The following is a 25,011-nucleotide window of genomic DNA, read 5'->3' on the forward strand; positions in this document are numbered from 1 at the left end:
GCCCGGCTCCTAGCCGAGTTTTGTCAGACGGGCCGCCTTGAGCTTGGCAAAGTCCTCGCCGGCATGGTGCGAGGAGCGTGTCAGCGGGGTGGAGGAGACCAGGAGGAACCCTTTGGCATAAGCCGTGGTTTCATAGGCCTTGAACTCGTCCGGGGTGACGAAGCGGATCACCTGATGGTGCTTCTTCGTCGGCTGGAGGTATTGGCCGATGGTCATGAAATCCACATCCGCCGAGCGCAGGTCGTCCATGAGCTGCAGGACCTCGTTCCGCTCCTCGCCGAGCCCCACCATGATGCCGGACTTGGTGAAGATGGTCGGGTCGAGCTCCTTCACCTGCTGGAGCAGGCGGATGGAGTGGAAATAGCGCGCACCGGGGCGCACCTTCAGGTACTTGGACGGCACGGTCTCAAGATTATGGTTGAACACGTCAGGCTTGGCCGCGACCACGACCTCGAGCGCGCCAGGCTTCCTGAGGAAGTCGGGGGTGAGAATTTCGATGGTGGTTTTGGGCGAGCGCGCCCGGATGGCGTGGATCACGTCGGCAAAATGCTGCGCGCCCCCGTCGGCTAGGTCGTCCCGGTCCACGGAGGTGATGACCACGTGCTCCAGGCCGAGCTTCTGGACCGCGATCGCCACGCTCTCCGGCTCGTTGGGGTCGAGCGCCTGCGGCATGCCCGTCTTCACGTTGCAGAAGGCGCAGGCGCGGGTGCAGGTATCGCCCATGATCATGAAGGTGGCGTGCTTCTTCTCCCAGCACTCGCCGATATTGGGGCAGCCGGCCTCCTCGCAGACGGTCACGAGCTTGTTCTCGCGCACGATCTTGTTGGTCTCGGCCCATTTGGGCGAGCCGGGCGCTTTCACGCGGATCCATTCGGGCTTGCGCTGCTGAACAGGCTGATCCGGCCGGTGCGCCTTTTCCGGATGGCGAGGGCGGTTATCCTTGTTTAGAAGGTCGAGAACGACGGCCATGAAGCAAAAACCTCTGGGACGAAGGGACCCCGCCCCTTCCTGCATGCCGCTGATTTAAGACTTCCGAGGCACATTCGCAAATGCTCAGATGGCGGAGCAGCGTTTCATTTTTAAAAGCTCCCGCCTGCCATAGGGGTTGAAGCGCTCCGTTAGGTGACTTCGCTCAAGGGAGCCTTGATCGTACAAACGACCCCCGTGGGCACGTAGGCCAGGATCGCCTCGCCCGAGAGCTCATGAGCCAAGCTCCGTTCGATGAGCCTGGTGCCGAATCCCTTGCGCTTCGGCGGCTCGACTGGAGGTCCCCCACGCTCCTGCCAGCACAGCGTCAGATGGCGGGGGTCGTCGAGCGTCACGGTCCATGTGATGGAGACTTGGCCCGTGGGCACCGAGAGGGCGCCATATTTTGCTGCGTTGGTCGCAAGCTCGTGAACAGCCATGGAGATCGCAAGCGCTATGTTGGGGCTGAGGCGGACTTGCGGCCCATCCACGTCGCAACGCCCGCTGGATTGGCGGCAATACGGTTCGATGACCTCCCCGATCAATTCACGAAGCTCCGCTCCCTCCCAGTTGTCCCGTGTCAGAATGTCGTGAGCCCGCGCCAGGGCCAGGAGACGGTCCTGAAACGTCCCTACGCGCAGGTCGCTCTCCGGTCCGAGCTCGCGGAAGCTTTGCACCGCGATGGACTGGACCGTCGCAAGGGTGTTCTTTACGCGATGATTGAGTTCATTGATCAGAAGCTGCTGGCGGCCCTCCCAGAGCTTGCGGTCGGTGATGTCGAAGGCAACCCCGGTGGCCTTGATGAAAACGGCCCCCTCAGGTCCATGGCTGGCCTCCAGGTCGGCACGCAGCAGCAGCCAGTGATGGGAGCCGTCGGGCCAGATCACCTCCAGCTCCTCCTCGGCATAGCGCTGACCATGCGTGAGCGCGGCTGCCGCGGCCATTCGGAGCCGCTCGTGGGCTCCCGGGGCATAGCGGGACCTGATCTCCTCGATCGTCGGAGAGGCATCCTCGGAAAAACCGAGGAGTCGGTTCAGCTCGGGAGAGGTGGTCACGGAGTTAGTGCGGGTGTCGCTTTCCCACACGGCCATCCGGCCCGCATCGAGCGCCAGGCGAAGGCGGGATTCACTTTGTCGCAGGGCCGACTCAGCCTCGCGCCGCGCGGTCAGGTCAATCGTCACCGACGCCATGATATGCGGGCGCCCATCCTCCTGGCGGATCAACGTCACCGTATTGCCGACCCACACCTCTGTGCCGTCGGGACGAACGTAGCGCTTCTCGATCTCGAAGGCTTCCCCGGCCTTGATTGCCTGCTGAAACAGCCGGAGATTTTCCGGAAGATCGTCCGGATGGGTGATGTCCTGCATGCGCAGGCCGCTCAGAAGCTTATCCCGGGTGTATCCGGAGATCTCGCAGAAGCGGTCGTTCACCCGGACAAAGCGTCCCGACAGGTCGCATTCGGCGAACCCCGCCGCAGCCTGGTCGAAGATCGCTGCAAGGTGAGCCTCGCTCTCGCGCAACTCGGTCTCGCGGCGCTTCTGATTGGTCAGGTCCCGAGCCAAGCCGATGCGGACGCTTTGGCCCTGCCACACGCTCTCGCGACCCACGAACTCCGCCGGGAAAACGGATCCGTCTTTCCGGCAGGCTTCGATTTCGTAAGGCTCCTCCTGCCTGAGGCGGCCTTTTTCCAGGAGCAGCTCGGCGCTCCTGGACGTTACGAACGCGGTGCTGGGACGCCCGATCACATCGGCGACATTGTCGTATCCGAAGATACGGGCATAAGCCGGGTTGCAGTCGAGAGCGACGGTGCCGTTGTGAATGATCACGCCTTCGCGGGTTTCCTCGGAGAACAGCCGGTAGCGGGCCTCGCTCTCGCGAAGCGCCGTCCGGGCCTCGACCTGTTCGGTGACGTCGAATCCCTGAGCGAAGATGCCGGTGGCCTTGCCCCGGTCATCCATCACGGGCTGGTACACGAAATCCATATAGCGGGTTTCGGTGGGAGCCCCCGGCCGACGCTGGAACGCGACCGGCATCTGACGGCCTACGAAAGGCTCGCCCGTTGCGTATACCGTGTCGAGGAGGGCTACGGTCCCTTGCGCCTCCAGCTCGGGAAGCGCATCACGCACCCGTTGGCCGATGACGTCGTGCCTGCCGATCAGCTCGAGATAAGCCGGATTGGTAAACTCGAAGACGTGATCCGGCCCGCTCAGGATCGCGATCATGCCGGGTGCCTGCTGAAAGAAGAACCGAAGCCGGTCCGTCTTGTCGGCGGCGAAGGGGAGCCCCGACGGGACTGGATTACCGTGCATTACGGTCCCCTGCGGCGGCCCTGCCCTGCTCAAGGCTGGGCTCCTGGCGACGGTCCTGCTCCACCAGCAGGCGGAGGGCGGCTCGCACGACCTCGCTGGCGCTGCGGTAATGGCCGGTTTTCACCTTCGCGGCAATGAAGGTGGTCAGTTCCGGGGTCAGGGAGGCCGTGATGGTCGATTTGGAGGGCATGACAATCGGGAGGGTAGGAAAGGTTCTTACCCATCTAGCAGCATAGTTCCGGGTTGAATATCAACTTAGATGATCGGCTATAGCGGCGCTTCGTCCCGGTTCAACCATTATGGCCGGTCCCGACGGCGAAGGCTTGGAAGCATGGATGCCCACTTGGCCGGATCATTCCCGGGATGGGCTGGACGCCCGAGCGAATTCAGCCAGCAGCTCCGGGTAAAGCTCCATCGGGGGCAAACCTTCGAAGCTGTGGACTGCCGACGTCTTGGCCCAGGGCAGCGCCTCGCGGGTGTAGGTTTCCATGAACGGCGCAAGGTCGTTCACATTCTCCAGCATCGTGCTGCGCACGTTCACAAAATCGTCCAAGCCCTCGGGGCAGGTGAAGAGCCAGCTCATGCAATGGGGGCAGAAGAAGTGGCGGGTAGCGCCATGAAGGCCGCCGATAACAGGCTCACCCTCTACCACCTCGAATCTGTGGCTGGGATAGAGCGCGCTCAAGGAGAAGGCGCTGGCGGTCATGCGCTGGCAACCGGTGCAGTGGCAGGCCATGGTGACGAGAGGCGCTCCGCTGACACGAAATCTCACCTGCCCGCATCGGCATTCGCCATCCCGCACGGCGTTCTGGTCCGTCATGGCTTTCTCCTGTGTGTCGTAGGGCCAAGCCTGCCGGCAGGGTAGCCGCCCTGTCAATGCGGACACCAGGTTCAAAAAACATGGCCGGGCGGAGCCCGGCCATGTTGGGAGCAAAAGTTGGGCCTGCGGCCTGCCGCTTTAGATGTGGATCACGCGGCCATAGGCGTCCATGACGCTCTCATGCATGGTCTCGGAGAGGGTCGGGTGCGGGAAGACAGCGTGGATCAGCTCCTCCTCCGTGGTCTCCAGGTTCATGGCGATCACGTAGCCCTGGATCAGCTCGGTCACTTCGGCGCCGATCATGTGGGCGCCAAGCAGCTGGCCCGTCTTCTTGTCGAAGATGGTTTTGACCAAGCCTTCCGGCTCGCCCAGGGCAATGGCCTTGCCGTTGCCGATGAAGGGGAAGCGACCGACGCGGACGTCGAAGCCCTGCTCCTTCGCCTTGGCCTCAGTCAGGCCCACGGATGCGATCTGCGGATTGCAATAGGTGCAGCCCGGGATCTTGGCCTTGTCCATGGCATGGGCGTGCAGGCCCTTGATGGTCTCGACGCAGATCACGCCTTCGTGCTCGGCCTTGTGCGCCAGCATGGGCGGACCCGCCACGTCGCCGATGGCGTAGATGCCCGGCACATTGGTGCGCCCGAGCCCGTCCGTCATGACGACGCCGCGCTCGATCTTCACCCCGAGCCTCTCGAGGCCGAGATTTTCGATGTTGCCGACGACGCCGACCGCCGAGATCATCCGCTCCGCAGTGATGGTCTGCGTTCCCTTGCCGTCATCGATGGTGGCCGTGATGGAGTTTGCGCCCTTCTCCACCTTCGTGACCTTTGCGCCGGACAGGATCTTCATCCCCTGCTTCTCGAAGCGCTTGCGGGCGAGCGCCGCAATCTCCGCGTCCTCGACGGGCAGGATCTGCGGCATCACCTCGACCACCGTCACCTCCACGCCCATGGTGCGGTAGAAGGAGGCGAACTCGATGCCGATGGCGCCCGACCCCATGACGAGGAGCGATTTCGGCATGGTGGGAGGCACCATGGCCTCGAAATAGGTCCAGATCAGCTTGCCGTCCGGCTCGATGCCCGGTAGCGCACGGGGCCGCGCGCCGGTGGCCACGATGATGTGCTTGGCGGCGTAAGTGCCGGGCTCCAGCACGCCCTTCGGCACCGGGTTTTGCGGCTGCATGGCGGGCTTCTTGGGAGCCGATACCACTACCTCGCCGGGCTTGGTGATGTTGGCCTCGCCCCAGATCACGTCGACCTTGTTCTTCTTGAGCAGCATGCCGACACCGCCGTTGAGACGGCCCGACACGCCGCGCGAGCGCTGCACGATGGCGGCCGCATCGAAGCCGATCCCTTGAGCCGACAGGCCGTAATCCTTGGCGTGCTCCATGTAGTGGTAGATCTCGGCCGAGCGCAGGAGCGCCTTGGTGGGTATGCAGCCCCAGTTGAGGCAGATGCCGCCCAGATGCTCGCGCTCCACGACCGCGGTCTTGAACCCGAGCTGCGCCGAGCGGATCGCGGCCACATAGCCCCCCGGCCCGCCGCCGATGACGATGATGTCGTATTGGTTTGCCATTTACGCCTCCAGGTCCCCTTCCCCTTGCGGGGAGGGGTAAGGGGTGGGGGTGGTGCGGACACGTGCCGCATGAGGGATGTCGAGCACTGAAGTGATGTCCAGCATCACTTCAGCATTGGTGAAATGAAGAGCATGAAAGCCTTGGCTCGCGGGATAGGCCGTCCGCCGGCTATCGTAAGCAGTGGCCTGATCGCTGGTGTGTTGGCCGCCATCGACTTCGATGACGAGCCGGGTGCCGAGACAGCAGAAATCGGCGATGTGGGAACCGATGGGAACTTGGCGCCTGAAATGGGTGTCGCTTAAGGGCAGGCGATTCCGCAGGTGCCACCACAAACGCTTCTCAGGTTCTGTGAGAGTGCGCCGCAGTTTCCCCGCATTCGACTTCGCCCGTGGTGATGTCGATCTGGCAGGTGGCTGGTTCCACGACATTGCAGGTTCTGTCAGCGCGAGCATGCGTCACGACCCCCACCCCTGCCCCTCCCCGCGAGGGGGAGGGAAAAGGTGGAGCATTTGCTCAAACCAGCATCCCCATCGGGCTCTCGATGAGCTGCTTGAAGGCTGCCAGCAGTTCCGCGCCGAGAGCACCATCGACCACGCGGTGGTCGCAGGAGAGGGTCACGGTCATGGCCTGAATGACGGCAGGAGCACCGTTCTTCACCACGACGCGCTGCTCGCCGGCGCCGACCGCCAGGATCGTGCCCTGTGGCGGGTTGATGACCGCCTGGAAGTTCTTGATGCCGAACATGCCGAGGTTGGAGACCGCGGTGGAGCCGCCCTGATATTCCTCGGGCTTCAGGCGGCGGGTGCGGGCGCGGCCCGCCATGTCCTTCACCTCGCCCGAGATGGTGGTGAGGGTCTTCTGTTCCGCCTTGCGCACGACCGGCGTGAACAGGCCGCCCTCGATTGCGACGGCGACGCCCACATCGGAATGCTTCATCTTCAGGATGCGATCCTCGGCCCAGACCGCGTTGGCGGCGGGAACCCGCTGGAGCGCGATGGCGAGAGCCTTGATGACGAAGTCGTTGACCGAAAGCTTGTAGGCGGGCTTGCCGTCCTTGTCCTTGCCGGCGGCTGCATTGATCTGCTCGCGCAGGGCCATGAGCGCGTCGAGCTCGCAATCCAGCGACAGGTAGAAATGAGGCACCGTCTGCTTCGACTCGACGAGGCGCTTGGCAATGGTCTTGCGCATGCCGTCGAGCGGCACTTCCTCGTAGGTGCCGGCCTCGAACATGGCCTTGACCTGATCGGCCGAGGCGCTCTGGGCCAGCTGAGGGGCTGCGGGTTTGGCCGCAGGTGCAGGCGCAGGTGCCGCCGCCGCAGCGGGCGCCGGAGCAGCCGCCGGCTTCGTGCCGCCACCCTGGAGCGCGGAGCGCACGTCCTTCTCGACGATGCGGCCATGGGGGCCGGAGCCCTGGACGGAGCCTATATCGATGCCTGCTTCACGTGCTATGCGCTTGGCAAGAGGCGAGGCAAAGACCCGGTTGCCGCCTGCCTGCTGCTCCCCTGCCCCATTGGGCTTGCCTGCGGGCTGCGCCGGCCCCTCGGGAGCCTGATCGACACGGGCATAGGACATGTGGGCTGCCGGATCGCCCTGAATGGCGTTGGCCTGCGGCTGGGGCGCGGCTGCTGGCGCAGCAGGAGCCGGTGCGGCTTCAGCCTTCGGTGCCGGAGCGCTGCCGCCGCCAGATGGAGCCGTGACGCTCTTCGGATCCTCGCCCTCGCCGGCGATCAAAGCGATCAACTGGTTGACGGGCACGTCTGCGGTGCCTTCAGGCACGACGATCTTGGCGAGGATGCCTTCGTCCACCGCCTCCACTTCCATGGTGGCCTTGTCGGTCTCGATCTCGGCGATGATATCGCCGGATTTCACCGTGTCGCCTTCCTTCTTCAGCCACTTGGCAAGGTTGCCCTTTTCCATGGTGGGAGACAGGGCGGGCATCAGGATATTGATGGGCATGGCGTTTATGGATCCTGATCTTGTAGGGTTTAATTGATCGCCTGCGTCGAACCAGGATCGCTCGGATCATCCAGCTCGGCCTGAATGCCGGCAGTGATCTCGGCCAGAGCCTCCTCTTCGGAGAACTCCGTTTCCATGGCGTAGACGCGCGCGGCGTGACGGGCGAGGTCCACCAGGAGCACGCCCCAGGTGAACGGATCGTCGAAGGCGCGGCGAAGCGCGATGCTCACCTCGCCATCGACCACCGAAGCCCTCAGGATCTCGATGCCGCCCTTTTCGAGGACGTCAGGCGGAACGTTGAGGGCTTCGAATTTCCGTTCGCTCATGATCTCACCTGTAGCAAACGGCCTTCGCCGCCTGCACCACTTCGGCCACGTTCGGGAGCGCGAGCTTCTCGAGGTTGGCCGCATATGGCATCGGCACGTCCTTTCCGGTCACGCGGACCACGGGCGCGTCAAGATAGTCGAACGCATTCTCCATGATGCGCATGGCGACTTCGGCGCCGACCCCCGATTGCGGGAAGCCCTCTTCCACCGTGACGCAGCGGCCCGTCTTCATGACGGACGCGACGATGGTCTCGGTATCCATCGGGCGGATCGTGCGCAGGTCGATCACCTCCGCATCGATGCCTTCCTTCTCAAGCTCCTGCGCGGCCTTCAGCGCGTAGGTCATGCCGATGGAGAAGGACACGATGGTGACGTCCTTGCCCTCGCGGTGGATGCGCGCCTTGCCGATCGGCACCGTGAAGTCGTCGAGCTTCGGCACCGGGAAGGACTGGCCGTAGAGAATCTCGTTCTCCAGGAAGATGATCGGGTTCGGATCGCGGATGGCGCTCTTGAGGAGTCCCTTCGCGTCCGACGCCGAATAGGGTGCGATCACCTTGAGGCCTGGAACGTTCGAGTACCAAGCCGAGTAGTCGTGGCTGTGCTGAGCACCCACGCGGGCCGCGGCTCCGTTGGGGCCACGGAACACGATGGGAGCGCCGAGCTGGCCACCGGACATGTAGAGTGTCTTGGCCGCCGAGTTGATGATGTGGTCGATCGCCTGCATGGCGAAGTTGAAGGTCATGAACTCGACGACGGGGCGAAGGCCCGTGAAAGCCGCGCCGACGCCCACGCCGGCAAAGCCGTGCTCGGTGATCGGCGTGTCGATCACGCGCTTGGCGCCGAATTCCTGCAGCAGCCCTTGGGTTACCTTATAGGCGCCCTGGTACTCGGCCACCTCTTCACCCATGACGAGGACGGATCCGTCCCGGCGCATCTCTTCGGCCATGGCATCGCGAAGCGCCTCGCGGACGGTCATGTTGACCAGCTCGGTTCCTTCCGGAATCTCCGCCATGGCGTTGTAGCTGGTGCGGCTGGTGATGACCGACGGAGCGGCCGGCTGTGCCACGGGCTGATCGGACTCCGTCCTGGATGAAGGGGCCGGGCGGTCCGTCATGCCTTCCGCCTGCATGTCCGGAACCGGTGCCGGCTGCGGAGAGCTCGGGCCGGGTGCCGGAGGAGGCTCGCCGCCGCCTTGAGCCGGGCCCTTGGAAGCTGCGGCGGAAACATCCTCACCCTCTCCTGCCAGGATGGCGATGGGGGTGTTCACGGCCACGTTGTCGGTGCCGTCGGAAACCAGGATTTTTGCAAGGACGCCCTCGTCGATCGCCTCGACCTCCATGGTGGCCTTGTCGGTCTCGATCTCGGCCAGCACGTCGCCGGGCTTGACCTGATCGCCTTCCTTTTTCAGCCACTTGGCCAGTTTGCCCTGCTCCATGGTGGGGGAGAGGGCGGGCATAAGAATATCGATCGCCATGAAAGACCTGTTTTGATTGTCGCTGCGGCGAGATGTGGGGAGCGGCGCTGGGGGCGCCGCTTACAACAGGATGTCCGTGTAGAGCTCGGACGGATCGGGCTCCGGATCGTGCGTGGCGAACTCGGCCGCCTCGTTGACGATCTCGCGCACCCGGCTGTCGATGGCCTTCAGCTCGTCTTCCGACAGCTTCCAGGTCTCCAGCAGACGGCGGCGCACCTGCTCGATCGGGTCGTGCTCCTCGCGCATGCGGGCCACTTCGTCCTTCGTGCGGTACTTGGCCGGATCGGACATGGAATGGCCGCGATAGCGGTAGGTCTGCATCTCGAGAATGTAGGGACCCTTGCCTGAGCGGGCATGCTCGATGGCGCGCTGACCGGCGGCATAGACCGCGCGGACGTCCATGCCGTCCACCTGCTCGCCGGGAATGCCGAAGGACACGCCGCGCTTGGAGAAGTCGGTCTGCGCCGAGGCGCGGCTGACCGAGGTGCCCATGGCGTAGCGGTTGTTCTCGATCACGTAGACGACGGGCAGCTTCCACAGCTGCGCCATGTTGAAGCTTTCGTAGACCTGACCCTGGTTGGCAGCGCCATCGCCGAAATAGGTCAGGCAGACATTGCCGTTCTCACGGTAGTGATTGGCGAAAGCGATGCCGGTGCCGAGGGACACCTGGGCGCCGACGATGCCATGGCCGCCATAGAAATGCTTCTCCTTGGAGAACATGTGCATGGAGCCGCCCTTGCCCTTCGACAAGCCGCCGCGGCGTCCCGTCAACTCGGCCATGACGCCCTTGGCGTCCATGCCGCAGGCGAGCATGTGACCGTGATCGCGATAACCCGTGATCAGCTGGTCGCCCTCTATGGTCGCCATCTGCATGCCGACGACCACGGCTTCCTGACCGATATAGAGGTGGCAAAAGCCGCCGATCAGGCCCATGCCGTACATCTGCCCGGACTTCTCTTCGAAGCGGCGGATCAGAAGCATGTCGTTATAGGCTGACAGATCCTGGTTCTTGTCGAATTGTGGGGTGTTGAGCGCAGCTCCTCGTGCGGAGCTTTTGGTGGAAGTGGACTTGTTAGCCGTGCCGGTTGCGACACGGCCCGCCTTGCGGGCAGCAACAGCCATCGGGTTCCTCCGAAGGGTTTCCTCGACGAAAGTTGTAGCGCAGACGGGATGGGAAATCGAGGGGGCAAAGCATTGTGTTGCGCTGCACAATGAAACATGCAAGCGATTGTTATTGCTTGTTTATTTGCGATCAACTTGATTTCAGTTAAGCAGAACTTTTGAACTCTTCCGAATTATGGGCCCGTGATGATCACAAGGTCGTTCTTGTGGACACGTCCTAACATCACGCGAGCTCTTTCCTCGAGCAGATCACGGTCGATCTGATCGCTCCGAAGAAGCGCGATGCGGCGCTCCCAGTGCGAGCGCTGGGTCTTTAAACCCTCCAGCTCGCCCGAAAGTTCGGCCACCTGAGCTTCATACTTTTGTTGGGCCTCGATGCCACGTGCGCCGCTATGGGCATGATGTACGAAGTAGCCGGCCACAGCCGCCGAGATGCTGTAGAGCACCAGCGGGATCAAGAATCGTCGTGCGCGCCTGCGGATTACCATGGCCTGAGTCATACATCCGCATGGTTAAGAAGGGGTTGAGGATCGGTGCGCTCGGCATCGCGTGTGCCCTGTACGCCATTACCTGCCCTGTGCCGGTGATCTCGATCAGGGAAGCGCCGCACCCGTTCAGAATGGAAATGGCCGGGACAAGCCCGGCCATGACGTAGAGCAGAAAGATCGCTTCGGCGATCACATTATGCCAGCGCCTTCAGGGCGGCCCGGCCCGCATAGCGAGCCTGGGTGCCGAGCTCTTCCTCGATCCGGATGAGCTGGTTGTACTTCGCCAGCCGGTCGGAGCGGGCAAGCGACCCAGTCTTGATCTGCCCGCAATTGGTCGCAACCGCGAGATCCGCGATGGTGGAATCCTCCGTCTCGCCCGAGCGGTGGGACATGACGGCCGTGTAGCCGGCGCGGTGGGCCATGTCGACGGCAGCCAGGGTCTCGGTGAGCGAGCCGATCTGGTTCACCTTCACCAGAAGTGAGTTGGCGACGCCCTGCTTGATGCCTTGCGAGAGGCGCTCCACGTTGGTGACGAAGAGGTCGTCGCCCACGAGCTGGCACCTGGAGCCTATGAGGTCGGTCACGGCCTTCCAGCCCTCCCAATCGTCCTCGGACATGCCGTCCTCGATGGTGGCGATGGGATAGGCGGCGGCGAGCTGGGCCAGATACTCGGCCTGCTGCTGCGGGGAGAGCTTCTGGCCGGTGCCCTCATAGTGATAAGCGCCGTTCTTGAAGAACTCGGTGGCGGCGCAGTCCAGGCCGATCACCATATCGGTGCCTGGCTTGTAGCCGGCCTGCTCGATGGACTTCATGATGAAGTCGAGGGCTGCCTCGGCGCTTGGCAGGTTGGGGGCAAAGCCGCCCTCGTCGCCCACATTGGTGTTGTGGCCGGCGTCCTTGAGGGCCTTCTTGAGGGTGTGGAACACCTCCGCGCCCATGCGCACGGCCTCGGCCAGCGTCGGTGCGCCGACGGGCATGATCATAAATTCCTGGAAGTCGATCGGGTTGTCGGCATGGGCGCCGCCATTGATGATGTTCATCATCGGAACCGGCAGGACACGGGCCTGGGTGCCGCCCACATAGCGATAAAGCGGCAACGCCGCTGCCTCGGCAGCCGCCTTGGAGACGGCGAGCGAGACGCCAAGAATCGCGTTGGCGCCAAGGCGGGCCTTGTTCGGGGTGCCGTCGAGCTCGATCATCGCCTCGTCGATGGCGACCTGCTCTTCAGCATCCATGCCGCCGATGGCGTCCAGGATCTCGTTGTTGACGGCATCGACTGCCTTCAGCACGCCCTTGCCGAGATAGACGGACTTATCCCCGTCCCGCAGCTCGACGGCTTCGTGAGCGCCGGTGGAAGCGCCCGAGGGCACGGCCGCACGGCCCATGGACCCGTCCTCCAGGGTGACGTCCACCTCGACGGTGGGATTGCCGCGGCTGTCCAGAATCTGGCGGGCGAAAACGTCGATAATTGCTGTCATCAAACAGGCTCCTGCTGGCTGAAGTGCGGCCCGCGTTTCCCGTGGGCCGGGTGCGGCCTCAAGTCATGGAATGGCTTATTGACCGAAATGATCAGGTGAGCAAGGACGGCAAGAGCCCTCAAACCATTGATCCAAGGCGAAATAGCGTGACAAAAACCAGCCTTCAGCTCGGCCAAGCGAGCGCCCTCCCCGACTCTCCCGAAACGGCGCAGCTCGACCGGGTGCCGAATCCGCATCCCGACACCGACTACCTCGCCCGCTTCACCGTGCCGGAATTCACCTCGCTGTGCCCTGTGACGGGCCAGCCGGATTTTGCGATTCTGGTCATCGACTACGTGCCGGGCCCCTGGCTCGTCGAATCCAAGTCGCTGAAGCTCTACATGCACAGCTTCCGCAATCACGGCGCCTTCCATGAGGATTGCACGGTTGCCATCGGCAAGCGCCTCGCCAACCTGCTGGAGCCCCGGTATCTGCGCATCGGCGGCTATTGGTACCCCCGCGGCGGCATCCCCATCGACGTGTTCTGGCAGACGGGCGAACTGCCGAAGAACCTCTGGCTGCCCGACCAGGGCGTGGCGCCCTACCGGGCTCGCTGAGCGGCCGGCCTGGTCAGGAAGAAGGACGCGGTCAGGCCGACGCCGACGATGATCAGGGCGGCCACGAAGGTCGCCCCGGTCAGGCCGATGGTGCGCAGGCCGAGGCCCATGAGCACCACGCCGAGCGCCTGACCGCAGAAAAACGAGAAGGCATGGAGCGCGACCGCCGAGGCGCGCGCTCCAGGCGCCACTTCCGTCACCTGGGCCTGAAAGGTGTTGTGGAGCATGTAGAAGCCAAGCCCCATGAGCAGCAGGGCAGCCGCATCGAGCTTCCAGTCGCCACCCAATCCCAGAACCACAAGGGCAGCGCCCGCGAAAAAGCCGCCTCCCAGGAGGATCCTGCCGATGCCGAGCCTCCTCAGCATCCAGGTCACGAGGGCTGAATAGACGAGCCCACCCACCGCAAAGCCGCCGATGGCAAACCCTGCCTGAGCCGGCCCGCCCCCGCCCCGCTCCTCGAGCAGGGGCGCCACATAGGGGAAGATGCCGAAAATGGCGATGGCTTCCACGAAGACGAGGCCGAAGAGGGTCAGGGCGCGCGGATTAGAGAGGATGTCGCCATAGCGCTGCATCACTTTGCGCGCTTCCAGCCTCCCACCGGGCAACGCTCCTCGAAAGCCCAGGAACGTGGCCGCTAGGGCACCGGCCATCATCAGGGTTGATATTCCGAACACGCCCCGCCAGCCGGCCATCTCGGCCAGGAGCCCAGCGATGGCCGACCCGGCGAGCTGGCCGACTATTACCGCGACGAGAAAGCGGCTCAGCGCCACTTGGCGCTGGTCCACCTCCACCCGATCGCCGATCAAAGCAATAGAGAGCGGAACTGCGCCGCCAGCCGCAACACCTGCAATGATGCGAAGTGTAAAGAGTGTCTCTACGTTGGGTGCGAAGATGGATCCTGCCAGTGTCAGGAAGAGAAATACCAGGGCCACCTTCATGACCCGCTCCTTTCCTAAGGCATCGCCTACCGGACCCAGAACTGGCTGGATGAAGGCGAAAGGCAGCGCAAACGCTGCAGATAGGAGAGCGATGGTTTGTGGGCTGGATTGCAGATCCCGAGCGATGATCCCTACCATAGGCTCTACCGCGCGGGAGGAAAAGGTGCTTGCAAAGCCGCTGGCGGCGAGGATCAGGATCAAACTGCGGGGAGACATGACGCCCTATCGTTCAAGACACGGAACGGAGCTGCAAGTCTGTATCGCAGCCATAAAGCGATCAGCAGCCGGATCCGCATCCTGACACATGGAGGCAGCCTCAGGCTTACCTGCCCTTAGCCAGCGCGTCGAACGCCATCAGCCGGGAAAGCAGCGTCTCGAGTTCCTTCAGAGGCACCATGTTCGGACCGTCGGAGGGGGCCTTGTCGGGGTCCTGATGCGTTTCAATAAAGACGCCGGCGACGCCCACGGCAACCGCCGCGCGGGCCAGAACCGGAACATATTCGCGCTGGCCGCCGGACGTGGAGCCCTTGCCGCCGGGCTGCTGGACCGAGTGGGTGGCGTCGAAGATCACCGGGGCCCCGGTCTCGGCCATGATGGGAAGGCTCCGCATGTCGGACACGAGGGTGTTGTAGCCGAAGGAGGCACCGCGCTCGGTGAGCATGACGTTCGGGTTGCCGGCGCCTGCCACCTTCGCGGCGACATTGGCCATGTCCCATGGTGCGAGGAACTGCCCCTTCTTCACGTTCACGACCCGGCCGGTCTTGGCTGCGGCAATCAGAAGATCGGTCTGGCGGCATAGGAAGGCGGGGATCTGGAGAATGTCCACCACCTCGCCGACGGGCGCGCATTGGTCGTTCTCGTGCACATCGGTGAGAACCGGCAGCTCGTATCTCTCCTTGACCTCGGCAAAGACCGAGAGAGCCTTGTCCAGCCCGATGCCTCGGGCGCTGGAGACCGAGGTTCGGTTGGCCTTGTCGAAGGACGACTTATAGACGAGGCCGATACCCAGGCGCCCGGCAATCTCCTTGAGCGCAGAAGCCATTTCGAGCGCATGCTCTCGGCTTTCCATGGCGCAGGGCCCGGCAATGATGCTGAGCGGGAGATGATTGCCGAAGCGGACGGAACCGGCCTCGACGACGGCTGGATGCTGTTTGGTATCGGTCATGCACCGTCACTAGCGCTTTTGGCGCAGCAAGCAAAGTGGGCGAAGGGCTCCTGGGCGCCTTCCCAATGGCCGTGCGCCGGAACGACAGCTCAGAACGTCATAGCTGCCGCGTTGATGATCCCGGCTGCGAGCGAGGCCGCGCCAAGGAAGAGCGCTGCGGCCATCTCGCCGGCGGCGATGCGCTCCGAGAGGTTCGGCATCACGATCCGAACGAGCCAGTAGACAACAATCTGCACCGCAAGAGCCACCAAGCCCCAGACGAGGCAATCGACAATGGTCTGGGCATGCACAATGGCGCTGGCGAGCGGAAGGGCGAAGCCGACGAGGCTGAAGCCGAGAGCGGTTGCTGCCGAAATCACGTTTTCGCGGATCAGGGCGAACTAGTTATGCATGGTCGCAAGCGTATAAACCGCAAGATAAAGGCCCACGAGCCCGACCGCGAGAACGAAAAAGATCAGGAAATCAGTCAAGCCCGCAAGTGATGAAGTCACGGTTCTAGCCCCCAAACGATTGAAGTTTTCCAATCGTTTAGAGGTACATGGTTAAGATTACGTTGGCTCGAAGGCGATAGCGACACCGAAGGCAGCACTTGCCGGCACGATAAGCCTGCTGCCGATGTGCTGATAGGGAATCTCAGCTGCGTCCAGCCACGTCGCCTGGCGACCGATGTTCTCGACCCGCACACCGAACGCCACGAAGGACGGCTGGTCGAGCTCGGCCTCGATGGAGGCGTAGATCTCGGCGGCATCGTCCTGTGTGAGGACGTCAAAGTGGCTCTCGCCGAGACGGAACGAGAGGTCGTCCCGGTCCGGGCTGGTGGGCTCCGTTCCCGTAAACGCTGTCAGGAAAGCACGGTATCCTTCCGGGTTCGGAGCCGCCAAGGCCACGGCCGAGATCCCGGTCGCTTTGTTGTCGTGGCGCTGGAACTCCGGATTCCAGAAGTTCTCCGGGTAATGCTGCTGGCAGACGAAGAAGCCTGCATGGGGAGCGCCCTCACTCGATGCAAATGCCAATGTGAAGGCGACCTTGGTCTCGGATCCGTCGGGGCGGCGACCGCTACGCTCGAAACGGAAAGGCTCGAAGGAGCCGATTCCTTTATCGGCAAACAGGGCTGCATCAGCCTCGGCGTCCTGGCTGTCGAGCACCAGCATCGCCAAGCCTTCGCGGCGGCTCAGGTAATTCTGAACGAAGGCGCCGAAACTGAAGGATCTCTCTTGATGCGGGGCAATCGCCGCCCCCTCGCCTACCGTGATCAGCTCGATAAAGGACTGGGCAAGCTGAACGATCCGGTTTTCCGTGCCCCAAGGGTGTCGATTCCGCGCTCCGACCTGAAAGCCTAAGCGCTGGTAGAAGCTTCCAGCCCTGTCCAGGTCGTGAACGGCAACAACGAGATGGTCGATCCGGCGGTTCATCATGCTCTTTCCTGTCGGTCGCGCCTGGGATCATCCCAGGCACGACGGTTCAGGTTAACATCAAACCAGCCGGCTTTGCTCCACAGCCGCGTGAATGAAGCTCCGGAAGAGCGGGTGCGGCTCGAAGGGGCGGGACTTCAGCTCCGGGTGGTACTGGACGCCGATGAACCAGGGATGGTCCTCGTATTCCACGATCTCGGGCAGAACGCCGTCAGGAGATACCCCGGAGAAGCGCAGGCCCTTGGACTCCAGCTGGTCGCGGTAGGTCATGTTGACCTCGTAGCGATGCCGATGGCGCTCGGAGATTTCCGTGCCGCCATAGATCTCCGCCACCTTGCTGCCGGGCTTGAGCGAAGCCTGATAGGCGCCCAAGCGCATGGTGCCGCCAAGGTCGCCCCCGGATGCCCGCTTCTCGAGCTCATTGCCGCGCAGCCACTCGGTCATCAGGCCGACGACGGGCTCGGCGGTCGGGCCGAACTCGGTGGAGCTGGCGTCCTGGATGCCGGCGAGAGATCGCGCCGCCTCGATAACGGCCATCTGCATGCCGAAGCAGATGCCGAAATACGGCACCTTGCGCTCGCGAGCGAAGCGGGCCGCCCGGATCTTGCCCTCGGCGCCGCGCTGGCCGAAGCCGCCCGGAACCATGATGCCGTGAATGCCCTCCAGGAACGGCGCCGGATCCTCGCTTTCGAAGACCTCGCTTTCGATCCACTCCAGGTTCACCTTCACCTGATTGGCGATGCCGCCATGGTGAAGCGCCTCGATGAGCGACTTGTAGGCGTCCTTGAGGCCGGTGTACTTGCCGACCACCGCGATGGTGACCTCGCCTTCCGGGTTATGAACGCGGCCGGAAATGTTGGTCCAGCGGCTGAGGTCGGGAGCCTTGGCGCTGCTGTCGAGGCCGAAGGCCGCCAGAACCTCGCTGTCGAGCCCCGCCTGATGGTAGGCCAACGGAACGTCGTAGATGGAGCGCGCATCCCGCGCCTCGATCACGGCCGTCTCGCGGACATTGCAGAACAGGGCGAGCTTGCGCCGCTCGTCCCTGGGGATTTCGCGATCCGTCCGGCAGAGGAGGATGTCGGGCTGGATGCCGATGGAGCGCAGCTCCGCCACCGAGTGCTGGGTGGGCTTGGTCTTCAGCTCGCCGGCGGACGGGATGAACGGCAGCAGGGTCAGGTGGACGTAGATCGCCTGCCCTCTGGGCAGGTCGTTGCCGAGCTGGCGGATGGCCTCGAAGAACGGCAGCCCCTCGATGTCGCCCACCGTGCCGCCGATCTCCACCAGCACGAAATCGAAGCCCTCGTTGCCGGTGAGCACGAAATCCTTGATGGCGTTCGTGACATGCGGGATCACCTGGATGGTCGCGCCGAGATAATCCCCGCGCCGCTCCTTAGTGATGATGTCGAGATAGATGCGCCCGGTGGTGATGTTGTCGGCCTTGCTGGCCGGCACGCCCGTGAAGCGCTCGTAATGTCCGAGATCCAGATCGGTCTCAGCGCCGTCGTCGGTCACGAAGACCTCGCCGTGCTGGTAGGGACTCATCGTCCCCGGATCGACGTTGAGATATGGGTCGAGCTTGCGAAGCCGGACCTTGTAGCCGCGTGCTTGGAGAAGCGCTCCGAGGGCTGCCGAAGCCAGACCCTTGCCGAGCGAAGACACCACGCCGCCGGTGATGAATACGTACCGCGTCATGGACCCCTATCCATAAACATCGAGCGCCGATTCGCAATCGCGAACCGACCCACTCGAAAGCCATCCACAAAAAGAGAGGGCCGGAGGTCCGGCCCTGACTTCGGTTATTGCTGAGGCGCTGCGGGCGCTGGCGCCGGAGCGCCGGGAGCCGGTGCCGGGCTGGCCGGCTGGTCTCCCTGGAGACGCTGCAGCTGCTCGAGCACGTTGCCGCCCTGAGGAGCCGCCGGAGCTTGCTGACCAGGAGCCGCTGGAGCGGCACCATCGAGGATCGAGCGTGGAGCCCTGGTGGAGGTCGCCATGACCGTCAGCGCGATGCTCGTCACGAAGAACAGCCCGGCGAGAATCGCTGTCGCCCGGGTGAGCGCATTGGCCTGCCCGCGTCCGGTCATGAAGCCGGAGACACCGCCTCCGCCACCGCCGCCGCCCAAACCCATGCCGCCGCCCTCGGAGCGCTGCAGGAGAACCACGCCGATCAGAGCGAGAACGATGATCAGGTGGACGATAATGAGAACTGTTTGCATCGTTTTCAAAAACCTCAAGCGGCTGCGCTTGTTGAAGGCGTCAGCCGCTCGCAATCCGTCTGTTGAGGCGGCCTGTAGCATAGGTGGGCGCAGGATCAAAGACCCGCAAGCCGCCTTTTGGAGACTTAACCCAGATACGCCCCGGCAATGCCCAGGAAGTCGGCGGCAACGAGGCTCGCCCCGCCTACCAGAGCGCCGTTGACGTTGTCCACTGCCATCAGGTCGGCTGCATTGGAAGGCTTCACGGAGCCGCCATAGAGGATGCGGACCTTGGGTGCATCGGCTTTGCCGACCAGGCGCCTCAATTCATCGCGGATCAGGGCATGCACTTCGGCCACATCGGCGATCGTGGGGGTCAGGCCGGTGCCGATGGCCCAGACCGGCTCATAGGCCACCACGAGGTTCTGGCTATTCGAATCGACCGGGATGGAACCGCGCAGCTGCTTGCGCACCACGCCGAGGGTCTTGCCGGATTCACGCTCCTCCCGCGTTTCGCCGACGCAGACGATGGCCGTCAGGCCGGCCCGGTGGGCCGCCACCGCCTTGGCGCAGACATCCATGTCCTTTTCCTTGTGGTACTGTCGGCGCTCGGAATGGCCGACGATCACGTAGGTCGCGCCGGCATCCGCAAGCATCTCGGCCGAAAGATCGCCGGTGAACGCGCCCGATTCCTTGGCGTGGCAGTCCTGCCCGCCAATGGCCACCCGGGAGCCCACGGAGATTTGAGCGAGCATGCCAACCAGCGTGGCCGGCGGGCAGACGGCCAGCTCCACCTTGGCCTTCAGGCCCGGCGTATAGCCGGCATGGATCTCCTCCAGCACCTTCGCCGAGGTCTTCAAACCGTTCATCTTCCAGTTTCCCGCCACCAGCGGGCGCGGCCTATCGACACTCATTCCAGCACTCCTGTCACGCTTGATTATCTGGCACTAGCAGAGGCTTGAGCCCTCTTTCAACCAGACTTGCCCTTTTCGTAGAGCCCCTGATCGTTTATCGGCGTGTTTAACGAGTTTTTGGGAAACGGGTTCACGATGCTTCGGAACATGCGCAAGGCTGGGCAGACCCTGGTCGGCAAAGTCATCGCCACGATCTTCTTCGGCGCCATCATCGTCAGCTTCGCCATCTGGGGCATCGGCGACATCTTCCGTGCGACCCCCGCCTCCACGGTAGCCGAGGTCGGCAGCACGACGATCACGGTCGAGCAGGTCCGCAGCGCCTATACCAACGAGCTGCAGCGGCTCGGGCGCCAGTTCCGCACCGTCATCAGCCCTGAGCAGGCCCGGGCCTTCGGTCTCGACCAGCAGGTGGTGAACAACCTCGTAACCGAAGCCGTGATGACCGAGCAGGCCAAGCAGATGGGGCTCTCCGTGTCCGATGAGCTCGTGGCCCGTTCAATCACGGACAACCCGGCCTTCAAGGGTGCCGACGGGCAGTTCAACCGCGCCCTCTTCGATCAGGCCCTGCGCAACGCTTCCCTGTCCGAGGCCGGCTTCGTGCAGGAGCAGCGCGCGGCCATGACGCGCCTCCACCTGGCCGAGGCCCTTGCCGGCGACGTCACGGTGCCGGCTGCGGCCCGCGATGCGCTCCACCGCTATTCCTCCGAACGACGCGCCGCCGCCTACATCCTCCTGCCCGCGGCCGCAGCCGGCGACATCCCCGCCGCCACGAACGAACAGCTGCAGAGCTTCTTCGACGAGCGCAAGAGCACCTTCCGGGCTCCCGAGTACCGGGCCGTGACGGCCATGGCGCTCGATGCCGCCGCCCTGGCGAAGCCCGATACCGTGTCCGAGGCCGATGCCCGGCAGGCCTATGAGCAGCAGAAGGCCCGGTTCGGCACGCCGGAGCGTCGCACGATCCAGCAGATTACCTTCCCGTCACCGGCGGAAGCCGAGGCCGCAGCCGCCAAGATCAGGGACGGCGCGACCTTCGAGGCCGTTGCCACCGAGCGCAACGTCTCGCCGCAGGATCTGGAGCTTGGCACCTTCACGAAGGCCGAAATGCTCGATCAGGCCGTGGCCGATGCCGCCTTCGGGCTCCAGCAGGGAACCGTGAGCGCCCCGGTTGCCGGCCGCTTCGGACCGGTTCTCGTGCGGGTCACGCAGATCCAGCCGGAAGCGGTTCGCCCCTTCGAGGAGGTTGCCGCCGAGATTCGTCAGAGCGTTGCCCAGGAGCGTGCTCAGGGGCAGATCGAGAAGATCCATGACGAAATCGAGGATCTGCGCGCCGGCGCCAAGCCGCTTGCGGACATCGCCAAGGAGAAGGGGCTCGCCCTGGTTCAGGTGCCGGCGGTGGATGCGAGCGGCCTCGACAAAGCCGGCAATGCGGTCAATCTTCCTGAAAAGGACGCGGTCGTGAAAGCGGCGTTTGCGTCCGATATCGGCGTCGATAACGAGGCCCTGCGTACCGCCACCGGCTATGTCTGGTACGACGTGACCGGCATTGAGGCCTCCCGCGAGAAGAGCCTCGACGAGGTTCGCGATCAGGTTGCCGCGCAATGGCGCGAGGATCAGGTGGCCCAGCGCCTGTCGGAGAAAGCCCGGCAGCTGACAGAGCGCCTGGAAAAGGGAGAGGCCATTGAGGCCGTGGCCCAGGAGGTCGGAGCGCCGGTCAGGACTGCCGCCGATCTCGCCCGCAATGCGGCCAAGGAGGACCTGACGGCCGAGGCGGTGAACCGCATCTTCGCCCTTCCCGTGGGCAAGGCGGGCCATGCGGCCAACGGAGCGGACGCCCGCGCGGTGTTCAAGGTGACGTCTGCCACGGTGCCGCCCCTGATGACCACCACCCAAGAGGCACAGGCTATCGACAACCGGCTCAAGACCGGCTTCGGCGACGATCTGATCAACCAGTACATCGCTCAGGTCCGCCAGGATCTCGGCGTCACGGTCAATCAGCAGGCGCTGCGTCAGGCGACGGGCGGCGAACTCTAAGCCATGACGCTCACGCCCGATTACAGCACGTTCGCGCAAGCCTACGAGGCCGGCGAGGCCGGCGTCCTGCGCGCCACCCTCGTGGGGGATCTTCTGACCCCTGTCGCCGCCTTCATGAAGCTGCGGCACGACCGGCAAGGCTCGGCCTTCCTGCTGGAATCGGTGGAGGGCGGGGCCACCCGGGGCCGCTTCTCCATGATCGGCCTCGACCCGGACCTGGTCTGGCGCTGCCAGGACGGCGTTGCATCGATCGATCGTCATGCGTTGAGCCGACGGCAGGAATTCAGGGTCGATGATCGCCCGCCCCTGGAGAGCCTCCGTGCGCTCATCAAGGAAAGCGCCCTGCCCCTCTCCGACGATCTTCCCCCCATGGCGGCGGGCCTCTTCGGCTATCTGGGCTATGACATGGTGCGCCTCATGGAGAGGCTGCCCGAGCCCAATCCTGACGTGCTGAAGGTTCCGGACGCGATCCTCATCCGGCCCACCGTGATGGTGGTCTTCGACGGGGTGAAGGACGAGATTTCCCTGATCACTCCCGTGCGTCCGCAGCCCGGCGTGTCCGCCAAAGCGGCTTACGAGACGGCGCTGTCGCGGCTGGACGAGGTCACCGCAGCGCTTGAACGGCCGATCCCCATCGACGACCGCAGCGATCCCACCAAGATTATCTTCGAGCCCCCGGCATCCAACACGACGCCGGAAGAGTTCGAGGCGATGGTGGCCAGGGCAAAGGACTATATCCGGGCCGGCGACATCTTCCAGGTGGTGCTGTCCCAGCGCTTCGAATCCGCCTTTCCCCTGCCCGCCTTTGCCCTTTACCGTTCCTTGCGGCGGATCAATCCTGCGCCTTTCCTGTGCTATCTGGACTTCGAGGATTTCCAGATCGTCTGCTCCTCGCCGGAGATCCTGGTGCGGGTGCGCGACGGCAAGGTCACCATCAGGCCCATCGCCGGAACGCGCCCGCGCGGCGCGACGGCCGCCGAGGACCGAGCCCATGCGGAAAGCCTGCTCGCCGACCAGAAGGAGCGGGCCGAGCATCTGATGCTCCTCGATCTCGGCCGCAACGACGTGGGCCGGGTGGCCGAGATGGGCTCCGTCGAGGTCACGGACTCCTTCTTCCTCGAATATTACAGCCAGGTGATGCACATCGTCTCGAATGTCGAAGGTCGGCTCGACCCCTCCTTCGACGCCCTCGATGCCCTGGTGGCAGGCTTCCCGGCCGGCACCGTCTCCGGCGCGCCGAAGGTGCGCGCCATGCAGATCATCGACGAGCTGGAGAAGGACAAGCGCGGGCCTTATGCGGGATGCATTGGCTATTTCGGCGCCAATGGGGAGATGGACACCTGCATCGTGCTGCGCACCGCCGTGGTGAAGGACGGCCGCATGGCCGTACAAGCGGGCGCCGGCATTGTCTACGATTCCGACCCCGCCTCCGAGCAGCAGGAATGCATCAACAAGTCGAAGGCCCTTTTTCGGGCAGCCGAAGAGGCGGTGCGCTTCGCAAGCCAGGCGAGAATTGGACAATGACCGCAGCCTCAGCGGCAATGCTTCCCTTGACCGGGCCTGCCGGTTACGCGAACGTCGGCGCACCATGACCCGCGTTCTCGTGATCGATAATTACGACAGCTTCACCTGGAATCTGGTGCACCTGCTCGGCCCCCTCGCCACCTCGGTGGACGTCGTGCGCAACGACGCCCTGACCACCGACGCGGTGCTTGCCTCCCCGCCGGACGTGATCGTGCTCTCCCCAGGCCCCGGCACCCCGAACGATGCCGGGATATGCCTCGACCTCGTGACGCGCGCCTCGCCCGAAATCCCGACCTTTGGCGTCTGCCTGGGACTGCAGACCATCGGCCAAGTGTTCGGCGGCACCGTCTCACGGGCGCCCCTGCCGATGCACGGCAAGGTCTCGGATGTGGAGCACGGCGGCCAGGCGGTGTTCCGCGGGATCAACGGATCCTTCAAGGCCACCCGTTATCACTCCCTGATCGTAGACCGGGAAACGTGCCCGGCGGATCTCGTCGTCACGGCCGAGACATCGGACGGTCTCGTCATGGGCTTGTCCCACCGCGCTCTGCCGATCCATGGGGTGCAGTTTCATCCTGAGAGCATCCTGTCGGAACACGGGGTGACGATCATGCGCAACTTCTTCGAGCTCGCGACCGATTGGAACGCCAGGCAGCGCCGGACCTACAGCGAATCCGCTCAAGCAGGACATTGAAAACCGATGGAATCCTTCAAATCCTACCTTGCGAAGGTCGCCACGGGCGCATCGCTGACCCGGGACGAGGCGCAGGATGCCTTCGATGACCTTCTCTCCGGCGAGGTGACACCCGCCCAAGGCGGCGCCTTCCTGATGGCCCTGCGGGTGCGCGGCGAAGCCCTGGACGAGATCATCGGCGCGGTATCGGCCATGCGCGGGCGCATGCTGCGGGTGAGCGCCCCGCCTGAGGCCATCGACATCGTAGGCACGGGCGGCGACCATTCGGGCAGCTACAACATCTCGACGCTGGCTTCGATCATCGTGGCCTCGTGCGGTGTTCCCGTCGCCAAGCACGGCAACCGGGCGGCCTCCTCGAAATCCGGCACGGCGGACGTGCTGGCGGCCCTTGGCGTGAAGCTCGGCCTCGACGCGGTGGGCCTGGAGCGCTGCCTCAAGGAGGCTGGCCTCTGCTTCATGTTTGCCCAAACGCACCACGCCGCCATGCGCCATGTGGCGCCGGTGCGCGTCGAGCTCGGCACCCGCACGATCTTCAACCTGCTCGGGCCCCTGTCGAATCCTGCCGGGGCCACCAACCAGCTTCTCGGCGTGTTTTCAGAGGCTTGGCTGGAGCCCTTGACCCAGGTTCTGAAGGAACTCGGCTCAAGAAAAGTCTGGACCGTGCATGGGTCCGATGGGCTCGATGAGATGACCACCACTGGTCCGACCCTCGTGGCGGCGCTTGAAAACGGCGTGATCCGCCGCTTTATCGTGACCCCTGACGAGGTTGGGTTGCCTACAGCAAAGCCCGAGGATCTCAAAGGCGGCGACCCTGAGCACAACGCGGCCCAACTGCGCGCCGTTCTGGAGGGAGCCCGCATCCCCTACCGGGACGTGGCTCTCCTCAATGCGGCCGCGTCCCTGGTGATCGCGGACCAGGCAGCGAACCTGCGCGACGGGCTTGATCGTGCGACCCGCGCGTTGGACAGCGGCGCCTCCAAGGCCACCCTCGAGCGCCTCGTGCAAGTCTCGAACGCTTGAGCAGATGATC

23 protein-coding genes and 1 pseudogene are annotated in these 25,011 nt (G+C 64.1%); 5 read left to right on the forward strand and 19 right to left on the reverse strand.

The annotated features are described in order from the left end of the window. Positions 1-9: 9 nt before the first annotated feature. From lipA to eno, 12 genes are all read right to left on the reverse strand, one after another. Positions 10-969 (reverse strand): lipoyl synthase, encoded by a 960-nt coding sequence (lipA, locus tag JKG68_RS14820; RefSeq protein WP_202060829.1) that lies wholly within the window; start codon positions 967-969, stop codon positions 10-12. Between the two features lie 149 nt (positions 970-1,118). Continuing rightward, positions 1,119-3,275 (reverse strand): PAS domain-containing sensor histidine kinase, encoded by a 2,157-nt coding sequence (locus JKG68_RS14825; protein ID WP_202060835.1) that lies wholly within the window; start codon positions 3,273-3,275, stop codon positions 1,119-1,121. Further along, the gene (locus tag JKG68_RS14830) at positions 3,265-3,465 is read right to left on the reverse strand and encodes a type II toxin-antitoxin system ParD family antitoxin (RefSeq protein WP_202060838.1); all 201 of its coding nucleotides are present in this window, start codon (positions 3,463-3,465) and stop codon (positions 3,265-3,267) included. Before JKG68_RS14830 ends, JKG68_RS14825 begins: the two co-directional genes overlap by 11 nt. Positions 3,466-3,627: 162 nt before the next feature. Then, positions 3,628-4,095 (reverse strand): GFA family protein, encoded by a 468-nt coding sequence (locus JKG68_RS14835; RefSeq protein WP_202060840.1) that lies wholly within the window; start codon positions 4,093-4,095, stop codon positions 3,628-3,630. A gap of 138 nt (positions 4,096-4,233) precedes the next feature. Beyond that, complete coding sequence (gene lpdA / locus JKG68_RS14840) at positions 4,234-5,670, reverse strand: dihydrolipoyl dehydrogenase (protein ID WP_202060842.1); 1,437 nt, start codon at positions 5,668-5,670, stop codon at positions 4,234-4,236. Continuing rightward, positions 5,671-6,123: an endonuclease domain-containing protein gene (locus JKG68_RS14845; protein WP_202060844.1), complete on the reverse strand. Its 453-nt coding sequence runs from the start codon at positions 6,121-6,123 to the stop codon at positions 5,671-5,673. Positions 6,124-6,184: 61 nt separating this feature from the next. Further along, positions 6,185-7,627, reverse strand: coding sequence for a pyruvate dehydrogenase complex dihydrolipoamide acetyltransferase (locus JKG68_RS14850; protein ID WP_202060845.1), 1,443 nt, complete (start codon positions 7,625-7,627; stop codon positions 6,185-6,187). Positions 7,628-7,656: 29 nt separating this feature from the next. Further along, positions 7,657-7,953: a DUF5076 domain-containing protein gene (locus JKG68_RS14855; protein WP_202060847.1), complete on the reverse strand. Its 297-nt coding sequence runs from the start codon at positions 7,951-7,953 to the stop codon at positions 7,657-7,659. 4 nt (positions 7,954-7,957) lie between these two features. After that, entirely contained in the window at positions 7,958-9,427 is a 1,470-nt protein-coding gene (locus JKG68_RS14860) for a pyruvate dehydrogenase complex E1 component subunit beta (protein ID WP_202060849.1), read from the reverse strand. A gap of 60 nt (positions 9,428-9,487) precedes the next feature. Beyond that, positions 9,488-10,549: a pyruvate dehydrogenase (acetyl-transferring) E1 component subunit alpha gene (gene pdhA / locus JKG68_RS14865; RefSeq protein ID WP_202060851.1), complete on the reverse strand. Its 1,062-nt coding sequence runs from the start codon at positions 10,547-10,549 to the stop codon at positions 9,488-9,490. A 173-nt stretch (positions 10,550-10,722) separates the two neighbouring features. Continuing rightward, entirely contained in the window at positions 10,723-11,037 is a 315-nt protein-coding gene (locus tag JKG68_RS14870; RefSeq protein ID WP_202060894.1) for an FtsB family cell division protein, read from the reverse strand. A 194-nt stretch (positions 11,038-11,231) separates the two neighbouring features. Beyond that, positions 11,232-12,515 carry a phosphopyruvate hydratase gene (gene eno / locus JKG68_RS14875; RefSeq protein WP_202060853.1) on the reverse strand — a complete coding sequence of 428 codons (1,284 nt, stop codon included), beginning with the start codon at positions 12,513-12,515 and terminating at the stop codon, positions 11,232-11,234. Between the two features lie 146 nt (positions 12,516-12,661). Between eno and queF the strand changes: the two genes are divergently transcribed. Then, on the forward strand, positions 12,662-13,111 hold the full coding sequence (queF, locus tag JKG68_RS14880; RefSeq protein WP_202060855.1) for a preQ(1) synthase: 450 nt from the start codon (positions 12,662-12,664) through the stop codon (positions 13,109-13,111). Here queF and JKG68_RS14885 read toward each other — a convergent pair. The 7 genes and pseudogenes from JKG68_RS14885 to tpiA all read right to left on the reverse strand — a co-directional run bounded on the left by JKG68_RS14885 (position 13,096) and on the right by tpiA (position 19,732). Beyond that, positions 13,096-14,265 carry an MFS transporter gene (locus JKG68_RS14885; protein WP_202060857.1) on the reverse strand — a complete coding sequence of 390 codons (1,170 nt, stop codon included), beginning with the start codon at positions 14,263-14,265 and terminating at the stop codon, positions 13,096-13,098. The genes queF and JKG68_RS14885 overlap by 16 nt on opposite strands. Positions 14,266-14,371: 106 nt before the next feature. Continuing rightward, positions 14,372-15,214 carry a 3-deoxy-8-phosphooctulonate synthase gene (gene kdsA, locus JKG68_RS14890; protein ID WP_202060859.1) on the reverse strand — a complete coding sequence of 281 codons (843 nt, stop codon included), beginning with the start codon at positions 15,212-15,214 and terminating at the stop codon, positions 14,372-14,374. Positions 15,215-15,303: 89 nt separating this feature from the next. Then, a pseudogene (locus JKG68_RS14895) lies at positions 15,304-15,705 on the reverse strand (DUF350 domain-containing protein). Between the two features lie 57 nt (positions 15,706-15,762). After that, positions 15,763-16,629 carry a VOC family protein gene (locus JKG68_RS14900; RefSeq protein WP_246515444.1) on the reverse strand — a complete coding sequence of 289 codons (867 nt, stop codon included), beginning with the start codon at positions 16,627-16,629 and terminating at the stop codon, positions 15,763-15,765. Positions 16,630-16,686: 57 nt separating this feature from the next. Next, positions 16,687-18,318, reverse strand: a complete 1,632-nt coding sequence (gene pyrG / locus JKG68_RS14905) for a CTP synthase (protein ID WP_202060861.1) — start codon at positions 18,316-18,318, stop codon at positions 16,687-16,689. A gap of 104 nt (positions 18,319-18,422) precedes the next feature. Then, positions 18,423-18,839, reverse strand: a complete 417-nt coding sequence (gene secG, locus JKG68_RS14910) for a preprotein translocase subunit SecG (RefSeq protein WP_202060863.1) — start codon at positions 18,837-18,839, stop codon at positions 18,423-18,425. A 125-nt stretch (positions 18,840-18,964) separates the two neighbouring features. Continuing rightward, complete coding sequence (gene tpiA, locus JKG68_RS14915; RefSeq protein ID WP_202060865.1) at positions 18,965-19,732, reverse strand: triose-phosphate isomerase; 768 nt, start codon at positions 19,730-19,732, stop codon at positions 18,965-18,967. Between the two features lie 135 nt (positions 19,733-19,867). On the opposite strand from tpiA, the gene JKG68_RS14920 reads away from it, so the two are divergent. From JKG68_RS14920 to trpD, 4 genes are all read left to right on the forward strand, one after another. Further along, a complete protein-coding gene (locus tag JKG68_RS14920; protein WP_202060867.1) occupies positions 19,868-21,763 on the forward strand; it encodes a peptidylprolyl isomerase in 1,896 nt (631 codons plus the stop codon). Between the two features lie 3 nt (positions 21,764-21,766). Beyond that, the gene (gene trpE, locus JKG68_RS14925) at positions 21,767-23,287 is read left to right on the forward strand and encodes an anthranilate synthase component I (protein WP_202060869.1); all 1,521 of its coding nucleotides are present in this window, start codon (positions 21,767-21,769) and stop codon (positions 23,285-23,287) included. A 64-nt stretch (positions 23,288-23,351) separates the two neighbouring features. Continuing rightward, the gene (locus JKG68_RS14930) at positions 23,352-23,981 is read left to right on the forward strand and encodes an anthranilate synthase component II (protein ID WP_202060871.1); all 630 of its coding nucleotides are present in this window, start codon (positions 23,352-23,354) and stop codon (positions 23,979-23,981) included. A gap of 6 nt (positions 23,982-23,987) precedes the next feature. Continuing rightward, positions 23,988-25,001, forward strand: a complete 1,014-nt coding sequence (gene trpD / locus JKG68_RS14935) for an anthranilate phosphoribosyltransferase (RefSeq protein WP_202060873.1) — start codon at positions 23,988-23,990, stop codon at positions 24,999-25,001. Positions 25,002-25,011: the final 10 nt, after the last annotated feature.

It is taken from the genome of Microvirga aerilata (assembly GCF_016743775.1).
Lineage (GTDB): Bacteria > Pseudomonadota > Alphaproteobacteria > Rhizobiales > Beijerinckiaceae > Microvirga > Microvirga aerilata.